The organism is Curtobacterium sp. MCJR17_020 (assembly GCF_003234365.2).
Classification (GTDB): Bacteria; Actinomycetota; Actinomycetes; order Actinomycetales; family Microbacteriaceae; genus Curtobacterium.
In genome coordinates this window covers 3,563,666-3,580,186 of record NZ_CP126260.1, presented here as the reverse complement: position 1 = coordinate 3,580,186, position 16,521 = coordinate 3,563,666, and the positions used below count along the sequence as shown (strand labels likewise).

The following is a 16,521-nucleotide window of genomic DNA, read 5'->3' as shown; positions in this document are numbered from 1 at the left end:
GCCCTGCGTGCCGGGCCTCCGCGCGTCCGGGGCCGTGCGCGTGCGTCCGGGCGCGCGTGCGTGCGTGCGTGCCCCGAGGTTCCGAGATCTCGGCATCTCGAGCCTCCCCCGGGGCGCCCGTGGAACCTCGGCGTCGCACCGGCGGCATGTCGTGGAACCTCGGCGCCGCACGGACGGAGCGTCGAATCGAGTCAGGACAACCCTGCTCCGGGAACGACGAAGGGCCCCGGCAGTGCCGGGGCCCTTCGTGGACGCGGTGGATCTAGTTGCGTGCGCTGCTCGCGACGATGGCGAGGATGCGCAGGATCTCGAGGTACAGCCAGACGAGCGTCACGATGAGGCCGAACGCGGCGGTCCACGCGTAGATCTTCGGGGCGCCGCGCTGGACACCGGTCTTGATCTGGTCGAAGTCGAGGATCAGCGAGTACGCCGCCATGACCACGACGAAGATGCCGATGAGGACGCCGAGCGGGATACCGAACAACGTCACACCCATGAGGCCGAAGGCGCTCTGGGTCACACCGGTCCACATCAGGACGAGGTTCACGAGCGAGAACGCCATGTACCCGACAATCGCGATGAGGAAGAAGCGGGTGGCCTTCGGGGTCGCACGGACCTTGCCCGACAGGAACAGGAGCAGCGTGACCGCGAACACCCCGAGGGTGCCGAACACGGCCTGGGCGACGATGCCGCCAGTCTGCGTGAAGTTGTACTCGAAGAAGTTCGAGATCCCGCCGACGAAGAGCCCCTCGAAGAACGCGTACGTCAGGATCAGACCCGGCGACGGCTTCTTCTTGAAGGTGTTCACGAGCGCCAGGACGAACCCGACGATCGCGCCGACGATCCACACGATCGGGGGCAGGTTCCAACCGGCCACCGCACCGACGAGCAGCACGCCGAAGGCGAGCAGCGTCTTGACGATGGTGTCCTCGTACGACATGCGGTCGGTGTCGACCGTCGATGCCGCCGGGCGGTCGTACATGTACTGCAGCTGCTCGGGGGTCATCCCGCCCTGTGCCTGCTGCGGGGTCTGTCCCCAGCCGGCCTGCTGCTGACCAGCGCCGCGCCCGCCCCAGGTGTTGGGTCCCTGGGCGTTGAAGGCGGGGGACTGGTCGAAACCGGGCTTGAAGGCCATGGTGTCCTCTTCCTAGGAGATATGAGTCCTCTCAGCCTAGGTGCGCTCGGTCGCGGAAGGCTGAGGATTCGCGGCGAGCGGACGCGGGCCCGGAGGCCCTGACGACGGCAGCCTATGGGCACCCGCTGCGCGCGCGCCTCGAAGTCGTCGAGAGTCCGCCGTCCAACGCGCCGAGCCGGACGGCAGCGCCGGGTAGAGCCAGGTGACGAGCGCGACCGAGATCGTCATGAGCAGGAACCACGCGACGATCTTCGTCGGGGCCACCGGGTGCCAGACGGCGAGCTGCGCGGGGTAGCTCCAGGCTCCGGCCCAGGTCGCGACGTTCTCGGCGAACCAGATGAACACGGCGACGAGTCCCATGGCGACGAGCACCGGCATGCGCATCGTCGCTCGGTGGATCCGGACGTGCATGGTCGTGCGGGCGAAGAGCAGCACGACGAGTGCGAGCAGGACCCAGCGGGCGTCGGGCAGGAAGTGGTGCCCGAAGAAGTTCAGGTACACGCCGGCAGCGACGACGGCGAGCAGCCACTGCCGCGGGTACCGGTCGAACCGCAGGTCGAACAGGCGGTACACGCGGACCATGTACGACCCGACCGCGCCGTACATGAACCCGGAGAACAGCGGAACCCCGGCGATCACGAACAGCCCGCCGGGTTCGTACGACCACGAGCCCATGTGCGTCTTGAAGACCTCCATGGCGGTGCCGACGACGTGGAAGAGCAGGACGACCCGGAGTTCCCGCACGGTCTCGAGCCCGAACACGAGCATGCCGAGCTGCAGCAGCACCGCCACGACGGTCAGCGCGTCGTTCCGGAACGCCGCCGGCACGGTCAGCGAGGCCACGGCCATCGAACCGAGCAGCAGTGCCCCGAACGCGCACGCCCACGCCTGCTTCGCGCCGAACACCAGGAACTCGGTGACGAACAGCCGGACGGGCCGGTGCGGCTGGTGCCCGGCGTCGAGCAGTCGGCGGGCGGCACGGTCGATCCTGGCCTCGACGGCGGTGGAGAGCGATCGGACGGTCATGCAGTGATGGTCAACGCCGATGCTGAGATGCACGGGCACCGGCCGGGCGCGTGTGTCCCGCGACACAGGACGGTCCGCCGTCACCCTGGCCCAGTAGGGTCGCGCCATGACCCTCGTGATCGCCCACCGCGGTGCGTCCGGCTACCGCCCCGAGCACTCGCGGAGCGCGTACGAACTCGCCATCGAGCTCGGTGCCGACGCGATCGAGCCGGACCTGGTGCCCACGAAGGACGGCGTGCTCGTGCTCCGCCACGAGAACGAGGTGTCCGGCACCACCGACGTCGCGGACCACCCGGAGTTCCGGCACCTGCGCACGACGAAGGCCGTCGACGGCCAGAGCCTGTCCGGCTGGTTCACCGAGGACTTCACCTGGGCCGAGCTGCAGACGCTCCGCACCCGGGAACGTCTGCCCGCCCTGCGGCCCGGGTCGGCCGAGCACGACGGCGAGGAGCCGATCCTGCGCCTCGAGGACCTGCTCGCGATCCTCGACGCCGCGCCTCGTCCGGTCGGGCTGGTCGCCGAGGTCAAGCACGCGGCGTTCTTCGACCGCGCGGGCTTCCCGATGGGCGAACTCGTCGACCGCACGCTCGGTGACGCCGGGTGGCGCCGTGACGAGCGGCTCACGGTCGAGAGCTTCGAGAAGGGCGTGCTCCGCGACCTGCGCGAGCGGCACACGGGTGGTCGGCTGGTGTACCTCCAGGAGGCCCGTGGCAGTGCCGCCGACGAGGTCGCGTCCCACGGATCGCTCGCCCCCACCTACGCTGCGGAGCGTTCCGAGGACGCGCTCGCGTCGTTCGCGACCGAGTTCCACGGCATCAGCGTCGACCTCGGCACGCTGATGGCCGGGGTGGACAGCGTCGCGCTCGAGGACCCGACGCCGGTCCGGAGCGCGATCGTCGACCGTGCGCACGCCGTGGGCCTCGCGGTGTACACGTGGACGCTCCGACCGGAGAACCGGTTCCTGCCCGGGCCGCTGCGCCGCGGTGGGGACGTCGCGGCCTTCGGCGACTGGGAGCGCTGGTACACCTCGGTGATCCGGACCGGCCTCGACGGGGTGTTCGCGGACCACACCGACCTGGCGGTCCTCGCCCGGTCGGCTGTCGGGGGTCCCGCTTAGACTGTCCCGAACATGACGATCGTGCTCGACCCCTTCGAATCGACGCCCGAGCCGGGCGCCGGTGCCCGTGCGTACGAAGACCCGTTCACCGCGGGTCTGAACCCCCAGCAGAAGGAAGCCGTCGAGTACCGCGGCGAGTCCCTGCTGATCGTGGCCGGTGCCGGATCCGGCAAGACGAGCGTCCTCACGCGCCGCATCGCGTTGCTGCTCGCCAACCGTGAAGCCTGGCCGTCGCAGATCCTCGCGATCACCTTCACGAACAAGGCCGCGGCCGAGATGCGTGAGCGCGTCCGGGCCCTGGTGGGTGGCGAGTCCGACGGCATGTGGATCTCGACGTTCCACTCGGCGTGCGTGCGCATCCTCCGGCGCGAGGCCGAGCGGTTCGGGTTCGCGCAGTCGTTCACGATCTACGACTCCGCCGACTCCAAGGCCCTGCTGAAGCGGATCATCAAGGACCTCGAGGCGGACACGCTCGGACTCACGGTGGGCGCCGCGGCGTCGAAGATCTCGAAGCTCAAGAACGAGCTGCAGGACATCGACTCGTACGCGCGCAACATCAACGTGAACGACCCGCAGGAAGTCATGTTCACCGAGGTCTTCCGTCGGTACACGAACGACCTGCGCCGGGCGAACGCCTTCGACTTCGACGACCTCATCGGCCAGACCGTCTTCCTGTTCCGGGCGTTCCCCGAGGTCGCCGCGCTCTACCAGCGGCGCTTCCGCTTCATCCTGGTCGACGAGTACCAGGACACCAACCACGCGCAGTACTCCCTGATCCGCGAGCTCACCCGTCCGGTGCCGGTCGAGCAGGTCGACAAGCTCGAGGACTCCGGTCAGCACGTCGCCCGCATGCGCGAGCGCGACGGGTCGATCGCCGGAGCGTCGCTGACCGTCGTCGGCGACTCGGACCAGTCGATCTACGCGTTCCGCGGGGCCGACATCCGCAACATCGTCGAGTTCGAGCGCGACTTCCCGAACTCCAAGGTGATCCTGCTCGAGCAGAACTACCGCTCGACGCAGACCATCCTCGACGCCGCGAACGCTGTCATCGCGAACAACTTCGACCGTCAGGCGAAGAACCTGTTCACCGACGTCGGCGCGGGCGAGAAGATCGTCGGCTTCACCGGGTACACCGGCCACGACGAGGCCCAGTTCGTCGCCGACGAGATCCAGCGCCTGCGCGAGGACGGCATGGACTACCGCGACATGGCGGTGTTCTACCGGACGAACTCGCAGACCCGTGCGCTCGAGGAGATCTTCATCCGCGCCGCGATCCCGTACCGGGTGCTCGGCGGCACGAAGTTCTACGAGCGCGCCGAGATCAAGGACGCCATGGCGTACCTGATCACCGTGGCGAACCCCGCCGACCCGATGGCGCTCCGTCGTGTGCTCAACGTGCCGAAGCGCGGCATCGGCTCCGTCACCGAGACGACCCTGCAGCGCTACGCCGACGAGCACGAGACCACGATGCGCGACGCCCTGCGGCACGCGGGCGAGCTCGGCTTCGGGCCGAAGGTGCGGAACGCCATCACCGAGTTCGCGGCGCTGCTGGACTCCGTGTCCGAGAAGGCCCCGACGCAGCCGGTCGTCGACACCTTGACCCAGCTGCTCGACGGCTCCCACCTGCTCGAGAACCTGCGGAAGTCGCCCGACGCGCAGGACGCTGCCCGAGCCGACAACATCGACGAGCTCGTGGCGGTGACGCGCGAGTTCCAGAAGAACAACCCCGAGGGCACCCTGACGGACTTCCTGACCGAGGTCTCGTTGGTCGCGGCGGCGGACGAGCTCGACGACTCGTCCGGCACCGTGTCGCTCATGACACTGCACACGGCCAAGGGGCTGGAGTACGAGGCCGTGTTCCTGACCGGGGTCGAGGAAGACCTGCTGCCGCACCGGATGTCCGCGAACGAGCCGGGTGGTCCCTCGGAGGAACGCCGGTTGTTCTACGTCGGCATCACCCGCGCGAAGAAGGTCCTGTTCCTGTCGCTGGCGATGACCCGCGCCCAGTTCGGTGACGTCAACGTCGCCATGCCGTCGCGCTTCCTGCAGGAGATCCCCGAGGGGCTCATCGAGTGGAAGCAGTCGCCGGGCATGGCGAACAGCCGTGGTGGCACGCAGCCCCGTGCGCTCAACGCGAAGCGCGAGGGCGGCATCGGCGGGGGTGGTGGTGGCTACCGCGGAGGCGGTGGCTGGGGCGGTGGCTCGTACGACCGCGCGGCCGCTGCGTCGAAGACCCGCCCGAAGACCGAGTGGGCGAACCGGGTATCCGGCCAGGTCCGCGACAACGGCGACATGGAACTCGTCGCCGGCGACCGGATCAAGCACGTCGACTTCGGCGAGGGCACCGTCTCGGCGGTGACCGGCCAGGGCGCGAAGCGCATCGCCGAGATCGCGTTCGACTCCGCGGGCCGCAAGAAGCTGCTCATCAAGATCGCGCCGATCGAGAAGCTCTAGCCCGAGCCGGCTGAACGTCCGTACACCCCGCCGGTTCCCCGGCGGGGTGCGGTCGTCGTGGGCATTGGAGCGTTGCGCCACGCCCGAGACCTGGGAGTCCACCCCTGTTCGGGTGACACCAAAAAGCAGGTGAGGTTAGCCTTACCTAACGTGACACCCATCGAACTGCTGACCACTGCCAACGCCGAGCGCTACCGGTCGACCGTCGGGTCGACGGTCGACCAGCTCGCCGACCGACTCGCCACCGTGGACCGCCCGACGACCGCGACCGCCCCTGGTGCGCTGCACGACCGGGTACGCGCGGTCGACCTGGACGCCGCTCCCGTCGGGACGGAACAGGCGCTCGCCGAACTCGACGACCTGTTCGTCCGCGAGGCCGTGTGGTTCCACGACCCCGGCTACCTCGCGCACCTCAACTGCCCGGTCGCACTGCCCGCGGTCGCCGCCGAGTCCGTCCTCGCCGCGGTGAACCCGTCGGTCGACACCTGGGACCAGTCCCGCATCGGCACGGACATCGAACGCCATGTGATCGACTGGCTGGCCCGTCGTGCCGGGTTCACTGCCGGCGACGGGGTGTTCACCTCGGGCGGTTCGCAGTCCAACCTGCAGGCGCTGCTGCTGGCGCGCGAAGCGGTCGGCGTGGCCGGAACCGTGTTCACGACGGCGGAGACCCACTTCAGCATCGCGAAGTCGGCACGACTCCTCGGTCTCGAGGCCGTGGTCGACGTCGCCACGGACGACGCCGGTCGGATGCGGCCGGCAGCCCTCGCGGAGGCGATCGCCGCGACCCGGGCAGCGGGCGGGACCCCGATCGCGGTCGTCGCGACCGCCGGCACCACCGACCGCGGGGTCATCGACCCGATCGAGCCGATCGCCGACGTCTGTGATCTGGAGGGCGTCTGGCTTCACGTCGACGCCGCGTACGGCTGCGGACTGCTCGTCTCCCCGACGCGTCGGCACCTGCTCGCCGGCATCGAGCGGGCGCGCAGCGTGACGACCGATCTGCACAAGTCCTTCTTCCAGCCGGTGTCCTCGAGTGCACTGCTCGTCCGTGACCCGGCCGACCTGCGCCGGACTGCCTGGTACGCCGACTACCTCAACCCCGAGGACGCCGCCGAACCGAACCAGGTCGACAAGTCGCTGCAGACCACCCGCCGCTTCGACGCCCTGAAGCTCTGGGCGACGCTGCGCGCGACCGGGGCCGACGCGATCGGCACCGCGTTCGACGCCGTCATCGACCTCGCCGCCGCCACCCACCGGATCGTCGAGGAGCACCCCGACCTGGTGCTCGTCGCCCCGACGCAGCTCAGCACCGTGCTCTTCCGCTGGCAGCCGGCCGGGGTGACCGACGAGCAGGCCGACGCGCTCGTCGCCCCGATCCGTGCGGCCCTGCTCGCCGAGGGCCGGGTCCTCATCGCGAAGACCGTGATCGACGGCCGACCCTGCAACAAGCTGACGCTGCTCAACCCCGAGACCACCCCGGCGCAGATGCGCGCCTCGCTCGACCACGTCGCTGCGACGGCGGCACGCGTCCGCGCGACCACCACCGCCCCGGAAGGAGCGATCCGATGAGCCACGTTGGGCAGCCCGTCCACGACCTGATCGGCATCGGCATCGGCCCGTTCAACCTCGGCCTCGCCTGCCTCACGGACCCGCTCGACGACCTCGACGCGGTGTTCCTCGACGCCGCCGACGGCTTCGCCTGGCACCACGGCATGATGCTCGACGACGCCACGATCCAGGTGCCCTTCATGGCGGACCTGGTGACGATGGCCGACCCGACGTCGCCGTTCTCGTTCCTCGCCTGGCTCAAGGAGACCGGCCGCCTGTACCCGTTCTACATCCGCGAGGACTTCCACCCCCTGCGCAGCGAGTACGACGCCTACTGCCGGTGGGCTGCCGACCGGCTCGACACGCTCCGGTGGGGCCGGTCCGTCACGGCGGTCGAGCACGACCCGGCGACGGACGTGTTCACGGTGCACGCCGAGACCGATCAGGGTCCCGAGACGTACCGCGCACGCCACGTCGTGGTCGGCATCGGCACGGAGCCGTCGGTCCCCGACCCGCTGCGCGGGATCGCCGGGCCGGCGATCCACTCCGCCGAGTTCCTGCCGAACCGCGACGCGCTCCGCGGTGCCGCCTCGATCGCGGTGATCGGCAGCGGGCAGTCCGCTGCCGAGGTCTACCGTGAGCTGCTCGAGGACCTGCGCCAGGACGGCTACCGACTCGACTGGATCACCCGGTCGCCGCGGTTCTTCCCGATGGAGGACACGAAGCTCACGCTCGAGATGACGAGTCCGGAGTACACGGACCACTTCCACGGCCTGCCCGAGGACGCTCGCGATCGACTCGGTCGTGAACAGCGCGGGCTCTACAAGGGCATCAGCGCGGACCTCGTCGACGAGCTCTACGACCAGCTGTACCGCATCAGCGCTCGAGGGCCGATCCCGACGACCCTGCGCACTGAGACCAGTGTCGTCGACGCCGAGTGGCTCGCCGACCGGGGGACGTACCGGCTGACGCTCCGCCACGAGCAGCTCGGCGAGTCCTACGAGCACGAGGTCGAGCGGCTGGTCCTGGCGACCGGCTACACCCCGCGGGTCCCGCGGTTCCTCGACCCCGTCGAGCACCTCGTCGCCCGTGACTCCCGTGGTCGACTGGCCGTCGCGCGCGACCACCACGTCGACACCCTCGGCGGCCGCATCTGGGTGCAGAACGCCGAGGAGCACACGCACGGCCTGACCGCGCCCGACCTCGGCATGGGTGCGTGGCGGAACGCATCGATCATCCGGTCCGTCACGGGTCGCCCCGTCTACGGCCTGGAGGCCCGGATCGCCTTCCAGGAGTTCGGCCTGCCCGCCACGGACCAGTCCACCGCCGCTCCCGCCGGTGCGCACCGCGCGCCGGCCCGGCAGGCGACCGAGCGCACGGAGGTGCCCGCATGAGCGCGCACGTGACGGGTACCGACGTGACGGGCACCGACGTGACGGGCACCGACGTGACGGGCACCGACGTGACGGGCACTGTACTGGCCGGTGCGCCCGAGGTGCCGGTGTCTGCCGGAGTCGCTCCGGGCCTCCTGACCGTCGAACCCGTGGACCCGGACCGCGACGCCGCCGTCGTCTGGTCGTGGCTCACCCACCCGGCGTCGTCGTGGTGGGAGATGGGGCACCTCGACGTGGCGGGCGTGCGCGACTACCTGACCGACGTGCAGGCCGACCCGGCGCAGGCCGCGTGGCTCGGCCGACGCGACGGGGAGCCGTGCTTCCTGGTCGAGACCTACGATCCCGCCGCCGTCCTGCTCACCGACGTGTGGGCGGCGGAGCCGGGCGACGTCGGCATGCACCTGCTCGTCGCACCGGTGCCGGCCGGCGGCCGCGTGCACGGACTGACGAGCGCCGTGATGCGCGCCGTCGTCGAGCACTGCCGCGACGTCCTCGGCGCATGCCGGGTCGTCGTCGAGCCGGACGTCCGGAACACCGCGGTGCAGGCGAAGAACGCGGAGGTGGGCTTCCGCGCGCTGCGCCAGGTCGACGTCGACGGCAAGCGGGCACTGTTGTCGGTGCTCGACACCGACCGGATCGGCGTGCCCGACGACGACGGGCCGGCCTCGCACCTGCGACCCGAGCACCTGGAACCCGCCGAACGGCACCTGGTGGCGAAGGCCATCGCCGAGTTCACCCACGAGCGGCTGATCGAACCCGTGCCGGACGGGGACGGGTGGCGGCTCGACGCGGGGGACTCGACCTACCGGTTCCGCGCACGGCAGCACGTGCTCGAACACTGGTCGATCGACGAAGCGTCGCTGACGCGCACTCGCTCTGGGATGCCGGCGTCGCTCAGTGCGCAGGACCTCGTGCTCGAACTGCACGAGGTGCTCGGGATCCCCGACGAGCTGCTCGGCACGTACCTGGAGGAGATCGCCTCCACGCTCGCCAGCGCCGCGGCGAAGCACCGGCGCGGCGGCCCGTCCGCTGCGCAGCTCGCGCGTGGGCGGGCGGGCGATTCCGTCGAGGCTGCCGTCGCCTCGTTCCAGGACGTCGAGGCGGCGATGACCGAAGGACACCCGGCGTTCGTCGCCGCGAACGGGCGGATCGGGTTCGGGCTCGACGAGTACCGGGCCTTCGCGCCGGAGGTCGGCGGCCGCTTCCGCTACCGATGGCTCGCCGCCCGACGCCAGCACACCCACCTGGCGCTCGCCGCGGACCGGACCGAGCGCGACCACTGGTCGGCGGAGCTCGACCCGCAGACCATCGTTGGGTTCCGGGCCGTGCTCGTGTCCCGCGGCCTCGACCCCGACGACTACGTGTGGATCCCCGTGCACCCCTGGCAGTGGCAGCACCGGATCGCCGTGACGTTCGCACCCGACCTGGGCCGGCAGGACCTCGTCGACCTCGGCGAGGGGCCGGACGAGTACCAGCCCCAGCAGTCGATCCGTACCGCGTTCGACCGCTCGGACCCGACGCGCTCGTACGTGAAGACGGCGCTCGCCGTGCAGAACATGGGGTTCCTGCGGGGGATGTCGCCCGCGTACATGCGGAACACCCCGGCCGTGAACGACTGGGTGGCCGGGGTGGTTGCTGCCGACCCGACACTCGCGTCGGTCGGGTTCTCGGTGCTCCGCGAGCACGCCGCCATCGGCTACACCGGCGACGCGTACCACCGGGTGGACGTGTCGTCGCCGCAGCGCAAGATGCTCGCGGCCCTGTGGCGGGAGAGCCCGCTGCCGCGGGTGACGGACGGCGAGCGACTGCTGACGATGGCGGCGCTGCTGCACCGGGACGCCTCGGGCAACGCCGTCGTCTCAGCGCTGATCGAGGCGTCGGGGCTGCCTGCCGACGAGTGGGTGCGGCGCTGGCTCGACGCGTACCTGTTGCCCGTCGTGCACTGCCTGACCGTGCACGACCTGGTGTTCATGCCGCACGGCGAGAACCTCGTGCTCGTCCTCCGCGACGATGCCGTTGTCCGTGCCGTCATGAAGGACATCGGGGAAGAAGCAGCGGTGCTCGGGCGGCACGACGATCGTCCCGTGCCCGCCGACATCGACCGGATCGTGCACCCGGTGTCCGACGACGAAGCCGCGCTCGCAGTGTTCACCGACGTGTTCGACGGGGTGCTGCGGTTCGTCGGCGCCATCCTCGACGACGACGGGGTGCTGCCGGAGGGCCGGTTCTGGCAGGTCGTGGGGGAGTGCATCGACGCGCACGCCGCCGCGCACCCGGACCGCCGGCGGCCGCTGGACCTGCGGGTGCCGACGTTCGAGCACTCCTGCCTGAACCGGCTGCAGCTGCGGAACACGCTGTCGATGGTCGACCTGGCAGACCAGTCGTCGTCGCTCATCCGGGCGGGGGCGATGGCGAACCCGATCGGGCGGTAGGGGCTGAGCGGCGGACGGCGGACCTACTCGGTGCGAGGTTGATCACTCGGTGCAGCGCAAGAAGCGCGCACGGAGTGGTCAACCTCGCACCAACCGGAGCAGCGACGAGGCTCTGGTCTTGCAGAGGACTTCATCTGCCTGGCTGTGTAACAAATGTATTTCAGAACATCACCGGTCAGTGGATGATCCTCTACTGTCGTGCGAGCAGGCCGCCGACGGTGGCGGCCCACGAACCGGTAGGGGTCGCAATGTCGAAACTGCGGAACACGTTCACTGGTGCAACGCTCGCTGGCACGCTCGTCGCGGGAGGGCTCGTTGCTGCGCCCGCGGCATCGGCAGCTGAGGTGCCAAGGCCCGTCGTCAATGTCGGAGCAGACCACCTGGAGGTCACGCCAGCGTTGGTGAATGAGGCCATCGCGGAAGCGCGTCGGGCGGGGGCAGTCAAGCGCGAGGACGTGCAACGGGACGGGACTCGTTCGGTCACCATCGACGGAGGCGACGGGTTCGAGTTCACGCTCAACGAGACAGACCCGCGGCAGCGCCTGGGCTTCGGGTCGGACAATCGCGGCGTCTACGTCGCCTTCAATACGTTCGACCAGAACGTGATCATCGGCGGGGCGGGCGCGGCACTGCTCGTCGGCATCTGCGCGCTCGGGCCGGCTGCTTGTGTGGTCGGCAACGCCGCGGTCATCCTCGGCGCCTCCTACCTCGCCACGCACAGCAAGTGCCCGAGCCCGAAGTCGGTTCGCGTGTACCCCGTCACCAAGAAGTCGTCCCGTTGCGTCTAGGCGGAAGTCGGCACGCCATGACGAAGTTCCTGCGCAGCGTTCCGTTCGCTGTCGCGTTCGGTATCGCACTCGTGATCGTCGGAGCAGCGGTCGCAAGCGCCACGGCGGGCACGCCGGGCCGTGCTCTCGGAGGTGTCGCCCTCGGGCTCGCAGCCGGTGGAGCCGGATGTTACGTCGGCTTGACGATCCGGTACCGTCGCCGACGCTGATCATCGACGGGAGCGCTCTGTGCTAGTCGGCGCGGAGCGCTCTCGTCCGCGGACATGGCTGTGGTCCGCGTCGATGGCCCGCTGCTGGGAAGCTCGTGCGTGCACACGAGTGGGGACGAGGTCACGGTCGACATCGGGGACGTCGTCGACGCGGATCAGACCTGGCGCGGTGCATGCCGGCCAGTCAGGCGGATCCGAGGCGCCGGACTGTTGCTCGGCGGGGCGGTCCTTGTCGGGGGAGTCGTCGTCGCGGACCGGCCGAGTGACCGCGGTACCGCAGCGGCCCTGGTCGGCACGGTGCTGGTTGCCGCGGGGCTCGTCGTCCTCGGGTACCTGGTCACGCGACGCCGGCTTCGGCTGGCCCGAGCCGCGCGGACGACGGCCATGGATGCCGGTGTCGCTCGTGTCCTCACGCAGGCGCGGGCTGCTGGCGTCCCCGAACTCGACCCTGCCAGCGTTCGACGTGTGCTGGTCGAGACCGACAACGGACCGGGGCCCTGGTACGACCCGAAGCTCGGCCCGGACACGTGGCCGGTGTGGCGCATGCTGACCGCCGACCCCACGGCGAGGGTGTTCGTGGTGGGCAGGAAGTCCGACAACGCACGGACGCTGACGATCACCGTCCAGTCCGCGAAGCCGTCCTGGTGGCAGCAGGACTGACCGGGAGCGGACTCGACTACGGCTGCAGGCGGGTAGCCGACCAGGCGCCGTCGGCGAGCACGTACTGCAGGCGGCGGTGCATCCGGTCGCGGCTGCCGTGCCAGAACTCCACCACGTCGGGTTCGAGCCGCCAGGCCACCCAGCCGGCGGGCCGCGGTACGGCGTCGTCGGACTCGTCGAGCAGCACGTTGGCATCGTCGATCAGGTCCTGCAGCGTCCGCGGTTCGAGCACGGCGGACTGGTCGGCGATGGCGGTGGCAGCACGGGACTTCGGCGAGCGATCGGCGAACAGCGCGTCGGACTCGTCGTCGGGCAGCTGCACCGCGAGGCCCTCGAACCGGAGCTGCTGCATGGTCTCGCGCCAGTAGACCTGGAGCGCCGCGTGCGGGTTGTCGGCGAGCTGACGACCCTTCGGGCTCAGCGTCGAGGTGCCGAACACGAGCCCGCGGTCGTCGAGCCGCTTCACGTCGACCGTGCGGGCGGACACCCGGCCATCCGCTCCGGCCGTGGCGAGGGTCATCGACTTCGGCTCGGAGACGTCGCGTTCGTCCGCGGCATCCAGCCACTGCTGCGCGAGGTCGAGCGGCGACGCCGGGGGTGCGTCGAACTCGGGCAGGTGCAGGGAGTCGTCACCGGACAGGGAAGAGGACATGGGCCCACCCAACCGTGCTCAGTCCTGCCACGTCCAGGCTGCCGGGGGACGCCCGCCCCGGGGTCCCGCACTCGCTGGGAGGTCGACCCGGGCAAGCGCGGTGTTCGTACGGAGCGTCCGGTTGAGGTTGCCCGGGTCCGGTGTGGTTCCCGTCAGGGCGATCCGCAGCCGAGCGGCGTCCGCCGTGGTGAACGGATCGCCGAGCAGCGCTCGCGTGAACGGCAGGTCAGACCAGAGGAGGACCCGTGCACGCTCGAGCGCCGAGTCGACGATCCGGTCGTGGTCGAACGGCAGTCCGAGCGGCAGCGCGCCGACGTCGTGCCACGTTGCGTCGGCGTGCGCTGTCGGGTCGATGACCGCGAGGAACGCGATGCTGATCGCGGAGCTCCGTGGATCGCGGTCGGGTCCGTCGAACGCGCCGACCTGCGCGAGGTGGCGCACCGCTGCCGGGCCGACGCCGGTCTTGGTCCGCAGGGCGCGCCGCGCACCGTCGGCGAGGATCTCGGTGCCGTCGAGGAGCACGCCGGGGAGCGCTTCCTGTCCGGCGTACGGTGCGTACGCCCGACGCGCGGTGGCGACCCGTAGACCGTCCGTCGTCACGAAGGACACCGGGACGACGTCGATCGCGATGAGCGGTTGGTCGCGGATCGCCGCTGCGGCATCGGTCACGCGGTGGCCCCCCGGCGGGTGGCACGAGCCGAACGCTCGTCGCGGAGCGTCTGGCGGACGTCGGCGAAGGACTGGAGGCGCGTGAAGCGGCCGTCGACCCACACCGGCTGGAGCAGGCTGGTCGCCTCGTCGTCGGCCGTGGCCTGGTCCGTCTGCCGGATCTCGCCGGTCTCGTCGCGGTGCAGGGCGATGCGGCCCTTCGCGCTCTTCTTGCCGCTGCCGGTCTTCGGGTCCTTCTGGATGTCGACGGGCTCGCCGTCGACGAGTGCCCACGTGGCCTTGACCGCGCTGCCGAGGTTGTCGCGGGTCATGTACTGGTAGGTGTACGACCCGATGCCGAGCACGATGTTGTCGCTCGAGTACCCCTTGGCGGCCAGGCGCTCGTATATGCGACGGGCACGGTCGAGCGTGATGCTGTCGCCGTAGATGACGCCGATGTGCTGGTCGAGGACCTTGAAGCCCTGCTCGTTCACGGTGTGCCCGAAGATCTCGTCGAGCAGTTCGACGACGCCCTTCTGCTCGTGGCTGCGGTCGGCGGCGAACAGTTCCGCCTCGTCGACGCCGTGCACGGTGCCGGTGACGATGTCGACCGGGTCGCCCGAGTCGGGTCGGATGACGAGCTTGCCGTCACGACCGGTGATGCGGTCCTTGAGCTGCGGCAGGGTCTCGGTGATGACCTTGAACAGGTCGAAGCCGTCGCTGACCGCCGAGACGATACCCGTCGGGTACACGTCGAGGATCTGCTCGAAGGTCGCCAGCTCGCCGTCGGCGCCGCGGACGCACATCACGCTGTGCTCGGTGGCGGGCACGCTCGCGGCCACGAGGCCGTTGTCGCCCGGGTAGTAGCGGTCGATGAAGTCGAGCGACGGCATCGAGTCCGTGCCGAGGAACGACAGGAGGTGGCCCGCGCCACCCGCTGCGGCCGACTCGATGCTCGACTGCCCACGGAACGAGAAGTCGTGCGCGGCGAAGTCGATGCCGGCCGGGACCGCGCCGGTGCGGGCGGCCCAGCCCTCCATCAGGTCGCGGTACTCGAGCGCCTTCGTCGCGACCGTCGACGGGTGCCAGATCGACGCCGACAGGGCGGTCTCGATGTAGTTGGGCAGCCAGTAGAACTCGTCGATCGTGTTCTCGACGGTGAGGGTCGCGACACCGATCGGGGCGAGGGTGCCTTCGGGCAGCGCACGGATCTCGAGGGGCAGGTAGCCGAGGCGGTGCAGGGCCCGGACGTGGTCGGTGCCGATGTGGTTCGGGCCGAAGTAGTTCTGCAGCGCTTCGTCGAAGAGCCGGACGACCTCGTCTTCGTCCGCCGCGAAGAACGGTGCCCAGGCCTCGACGAGCGAGCGCTGGATGAACGCCTGCAGCCCGAAGACCACGGCGTGCGTCGACTCGGGCATGTGCGCGTTCGAGCGGTTCGTCCAGTTGATCAGGATGCGGGTGGTGCCTGCCGGGTAGACCTGCCGGTGCGAGTGCTTGTAGCCGTCGACGGCCAGCAGTGGCGCGATCGGGCTTGCCGTGGTGATGCGCGGCTCGATCCCGGTGCTCGTGCTGGTCGTGGTGCTCGTGGTCTGCGTCATCGGATCTGCTCCGTCAGGTAGGGGGTGAGTGCGATCGTGCGCAGGCCGTCGATGGCGTTCTGCGCGGGGTACGAGTCGGTGGTGACGATCTCGCCGAAGTGGTCGGCGAGCTGTGCTGCCCGGCCGGAGAAGACGCCGTGCGAGACCCAGAGGCCGAGGCGTTCCTTGGGCAGGCCCGTCGAGCCGGCGAGGCCCATGAACGTGCCGCCGCCGTCGCAGATGTCGTCGACCACCAGGAACCGTCCGGTGTCCGGCAGGGGTTCGCAGGTGAAGCCGTCGAGCTTGCCGGTGTCGGGGTTGCGGTGTTTCTCGGCCCGGTAGAGCGGCAGCCCGCACGCCTCGGCGACCGCGGTGGCCCGGGGGACCGCGCCCTTGTCCGGAGCGATGATGCCGGTGTACGGGTCGCCGCCGTCGTACCCGGGTGCGCTGACCACCGCGTCACGGACGACCTGCTCGCTCGTGACGACGGTCAGGTTGTCGACGAGTCCGACGATGACCGGCGAGTGCGGGTCGAACGCGATGACCTGGTCGAGGCGGAAGCCGTTGAGGACGTCGGCGTAGACCTTCGCGCCGAACGGCAGGCCGCGGTCCTGCCGGGCACCGGGCAGGTAGGGGACGAGCGCGACCGACTTCGATCCGCGCTGCCGCACGGCGTCCGCCCACATGCCGAGCATGATCAGGTCGTCGCCGTTCGCGCCGCGCAGGGTCGCGATCTCGGTGAGGCCCCCCGGCTCGGCGGTGTCGTTCGCGACCTTGACGTGGGCTTCACCGGCGGGGAACCGCATGGTGGAGAACGTCGCTGTCGTCTGGTTGCCCTGGGCGTCCCAGGTGCTGAGTTCGACTGCCATGGTTCGACC

13 protein-coding genes are annotated in these 16,521 nt (G+C 70.2%); 7 read left to right on the top strand and 6 right to left on the bottom strand.

From position 1 onward, the window contains the following. Nucleotides 1-262: 262 nt before the first annotated feature. Together DEJ14_RS17025 and DEJ14_RS17020 are read right to left on the bottom strand one after the other, a co-directional pair. Complete coding sequence (locus tag DEJ14_RS17025; RefSeq protein ID WP_111083414.1) at nucleotides 263-1,135, bottom strand: Bax inhibitor-1/YccA family protein; 873 nt, start codon at nucleotides 1,133-1,135, stop codon at nucleotides 263-265. A gap of 36 nt (nucleotides 1,136-1,171) precedes the next feature. Next, nucleotides 1,172-2,161 (bottom strand): DUF817 domain-containing protein, encoded by a 990-nt coding sequence (locus tag DEJ14_RS17020; protein ID WP_111083413.1) that lies wholly within the window; start codon nucleotides 2,159-2,161, stop codon nucleotides 1,172-1,174. A gap of 106 nt (nucleotides 2,162-2,267) precedes the next feature. Between DEJ14_RS17020 and DEJ14_RS17015 the strand changes: the two genes are divergently transcribed. The 7 genes from DEJ14_RS17015 to DEJ14_RS16985 all read left to right on the top strand — a co-directional run bounded on the left by DEJ14_RS17015 (nucleotide 2,268) and on the right by DEJ14_RS16985 (nucleotide 12,766). Continuing rightward, nucleotides 2,268-3,278, top strand: coding sequence for a glycerophosphodiester phosphodiesterase family protein (locus DEJ14_RS17015; protein ID WP_111083412.1), 1,011 nt, complete (start codon nucleotides 2,268-2,270; stop codon nucleotides 3,276-3,278). A gap of 12 nt (nucleotides 3,279-3,290) precedes the next feature. Then, nucleotides 3,291-5,732 carry an ATP-dependent helicase gene (locus tag DEJ14_RS17010; protein WP_111083411.1) on the top strand — a complete coding sequence of 814 codons (2,442 nt, stop codon included), beginning with the start codon at nucleotides 3,291-3,293 and terminating at the stop codon, nucleotides 5,730-5,732. Between the two features lie 150 nt (nucleotides 5,733-5,882). Then, on the top strand, nucleotides 5,883-7,304 hold the full coding sequence (locus tag DEJ14_RS17005; RefSeq protein WP_111083410.1) for a pyridoxal phosphate-dependent decarboxylase family protein: 1,422 nt from the start codon (nucleotides 5,883-5,885) through the stop codon (nucleotides 7,302-7,304). Further along, nucleotides 7,301-8,677: a lysine N(6)-hydroxylase/L-ornithine N(5)-oxygenase family protein gene (locus tag DEJ14_RS17000; protein ID WP_111083409.1), complete on the top strand. Its 1,377-nt coding sequence runs from the start codon at nucleotides 7,301-7,303 to the stop codon at nucleotides 8,675-8,677. The genes DEJ14_RS17005 and DEJ14_RS17000 overlap by 4 nt, the downstream gene beginning before the upstream one ends. Further along, entirely contained in the window at nucleotides 8,674-11,109 is a 2,436-nt protein-coding gene (locus DEJ14_RS16995; protein WP_258373120.1) for a GNAT family N-acetyltransferase, read from the top strand. The genes DEJ14_RS17000 and DEJ14_RS16995 overlap by 4 nt, the downstream gene beginning before the upstream one ends. Before the next feature lie 248 nt (nucleotides 11,110-11,357). After that, nucleotides 11,358-11,897 (top strand): hypothetical protein, encoded by a 540-nt coding sequence (locus DEJ14_RS16990; RefSeq protein ID WP_146249639.1) that lies wholly within the window; start codon nucleotides 11,358-11,360, stop codon nucleotides 11,895-11,897. Nucleotides 11,898-12,205: 308 nt separating this feature from the next. Beyond that, entirely contained in the window at nucleotides 12,206-12,766 is a 561-nt protein-coding gene (locus DEJ14_RS16985; RefSeq protein ID WP_146249638.1) for a hypothetical protein, read from the top strand. Between the two features lie 16 nt (nucleotides 12,767-12,782). Here the strand turns inward: DEJ14_RS16985 and DEJ14_RS16980 are convergent, their stop codons facing one another. Genes DEJ14_RS16980 through DEJ14_RS16965 form a run of 4 tightly spaced genes read right to left on the bottom strand, consistent with a single transcriptional unit; the run spans nucleotide 12,783 to nucleotide 16,512 of the window. Continuing rightward, the gene (locus DEJ14_RS16980; RefSeq protein WP_111083405.1) at nucleotides 12,783-13,418 is read right to left on the bottom strand and encodes a pyridoxine/pyridoxamine 5'-phosphate oxidase; all 636 of its coding nucleotides are present in this window, start codon (nucleotides 13,416-13,418) and stop codon (nucleotides 12,783-12,785) included. Nucleotides 13,419-13,436: 18 nt separating this feature from the next. Continuing rightward, entirely contained in the window at nucleotides 13,437-14,087 is a 651-nt protein-coding gene (locus DEJ14_RS16975) for an NUDIX hydrolase (RefSeq protein WP_111083404.1), read from the bottom strand. Beyond that, nucleotides 14,084-15,664 (bottom strand): nicotinate phosphoribosyltransferase, encoded by a 1,581-nt coding sequence (locus DEJ14_RS16970; RefSeq protein ID WP_111083403.1) that lies wholly within the window; start codon nucleotides 15,662-15,664, stop codon nucleotides 14,084-14,086. Before DEJ14_RS16970 ends, DEJ14_RS16975 begins: the two co-directional genes overlap by 4 nt. Continuing rightward, complete coding sequence (locus tag DEJ14_RS16965) at nucleotides 15,661-16,512, bottom strand: phosphoribosyltransferase family protein (protein ID WP_111083402.1); 852 nt, start codon at nucleotides 16,510-16,512, stop codon at nucleotides 15,661-15,663. Before DEJ14_RS16965 ends, DEJ14_RS16970 begins: the two co-directional genes overlap by 4 nt. Nucleotides 16,513-16,521 lie beyond the last annotated feature (9 nt).

Coding starts and splice junctions, on each gene's coding strand:
- DEJ14_RS17025 (WP_111083414.1), bottom strand. CDS start 1,135: ATGGCCTTCAAGCCCGGTTTCGACCAGTCCCCCGCCTTCAACGCCCAG.
- DEJ14_RS17020 (WP_111083413.1), bottom strand. CDS start 2,161: ATGACCGTCCGATCGCTCTCCACCGCCGTCGAGGCCAGGATCGACCGT.
- DEJ14_RS17015 (WP_111083412.1), top strand. CDS start 2,268: ATGACCCTCGTGATCGCCCACCGCGGTGCGTCCGGCTACCGCCCCGAG.
- DEJ14_RS17010 (WP_111083411.1), top strand. CDS start 3,291: ATGACGATCGTGCTCGACCCCTTCGAATCGACGCCCGAGCCGGGCGCC.
- DEJ14_RS17000 (WP_111083409.1), top strand. CDS start 7,301: ATGAGCCACGTTGGGCAGCCCGTCCACGACCTGATCGGCATCGGCATC.
- DEJ14_RS16995 (WP_258373120.1), top strand. CDS start 8,674: ATGAGCGCGCACGTGACGGGTACCGACGTGACGGGCACCGACGTGACG.
- DEJ14_RS16990 (WP_146249639.1), top strand. CDS start 11,358: ATGTCGAAACTGCGGAACACGTTCACTGGTGCAACGCTCGCTGGCACG.
- DEJ14_RS16980 (WP_111083405.1), bottom strand. CDS start 13,418: ATGTCCTCTTCCCTGTCCGGTGACGACTCCCTGCACCTGCCCGAGTTC.
- DEJ14_RS16970 (WP_111083403.1), bottom strand. CDS start 15,664: ATGACGCAGACCACGAGCACCACGACCAGCACGAGCACCGGGATCGAG.
- DEJ14_RS16965 (WP_111083402.1), bottom strand. CDS start 16,512: ATGGCAGTCGAACTCAGCACCTGGGACGCCCAGGGCAACCAGACGACA.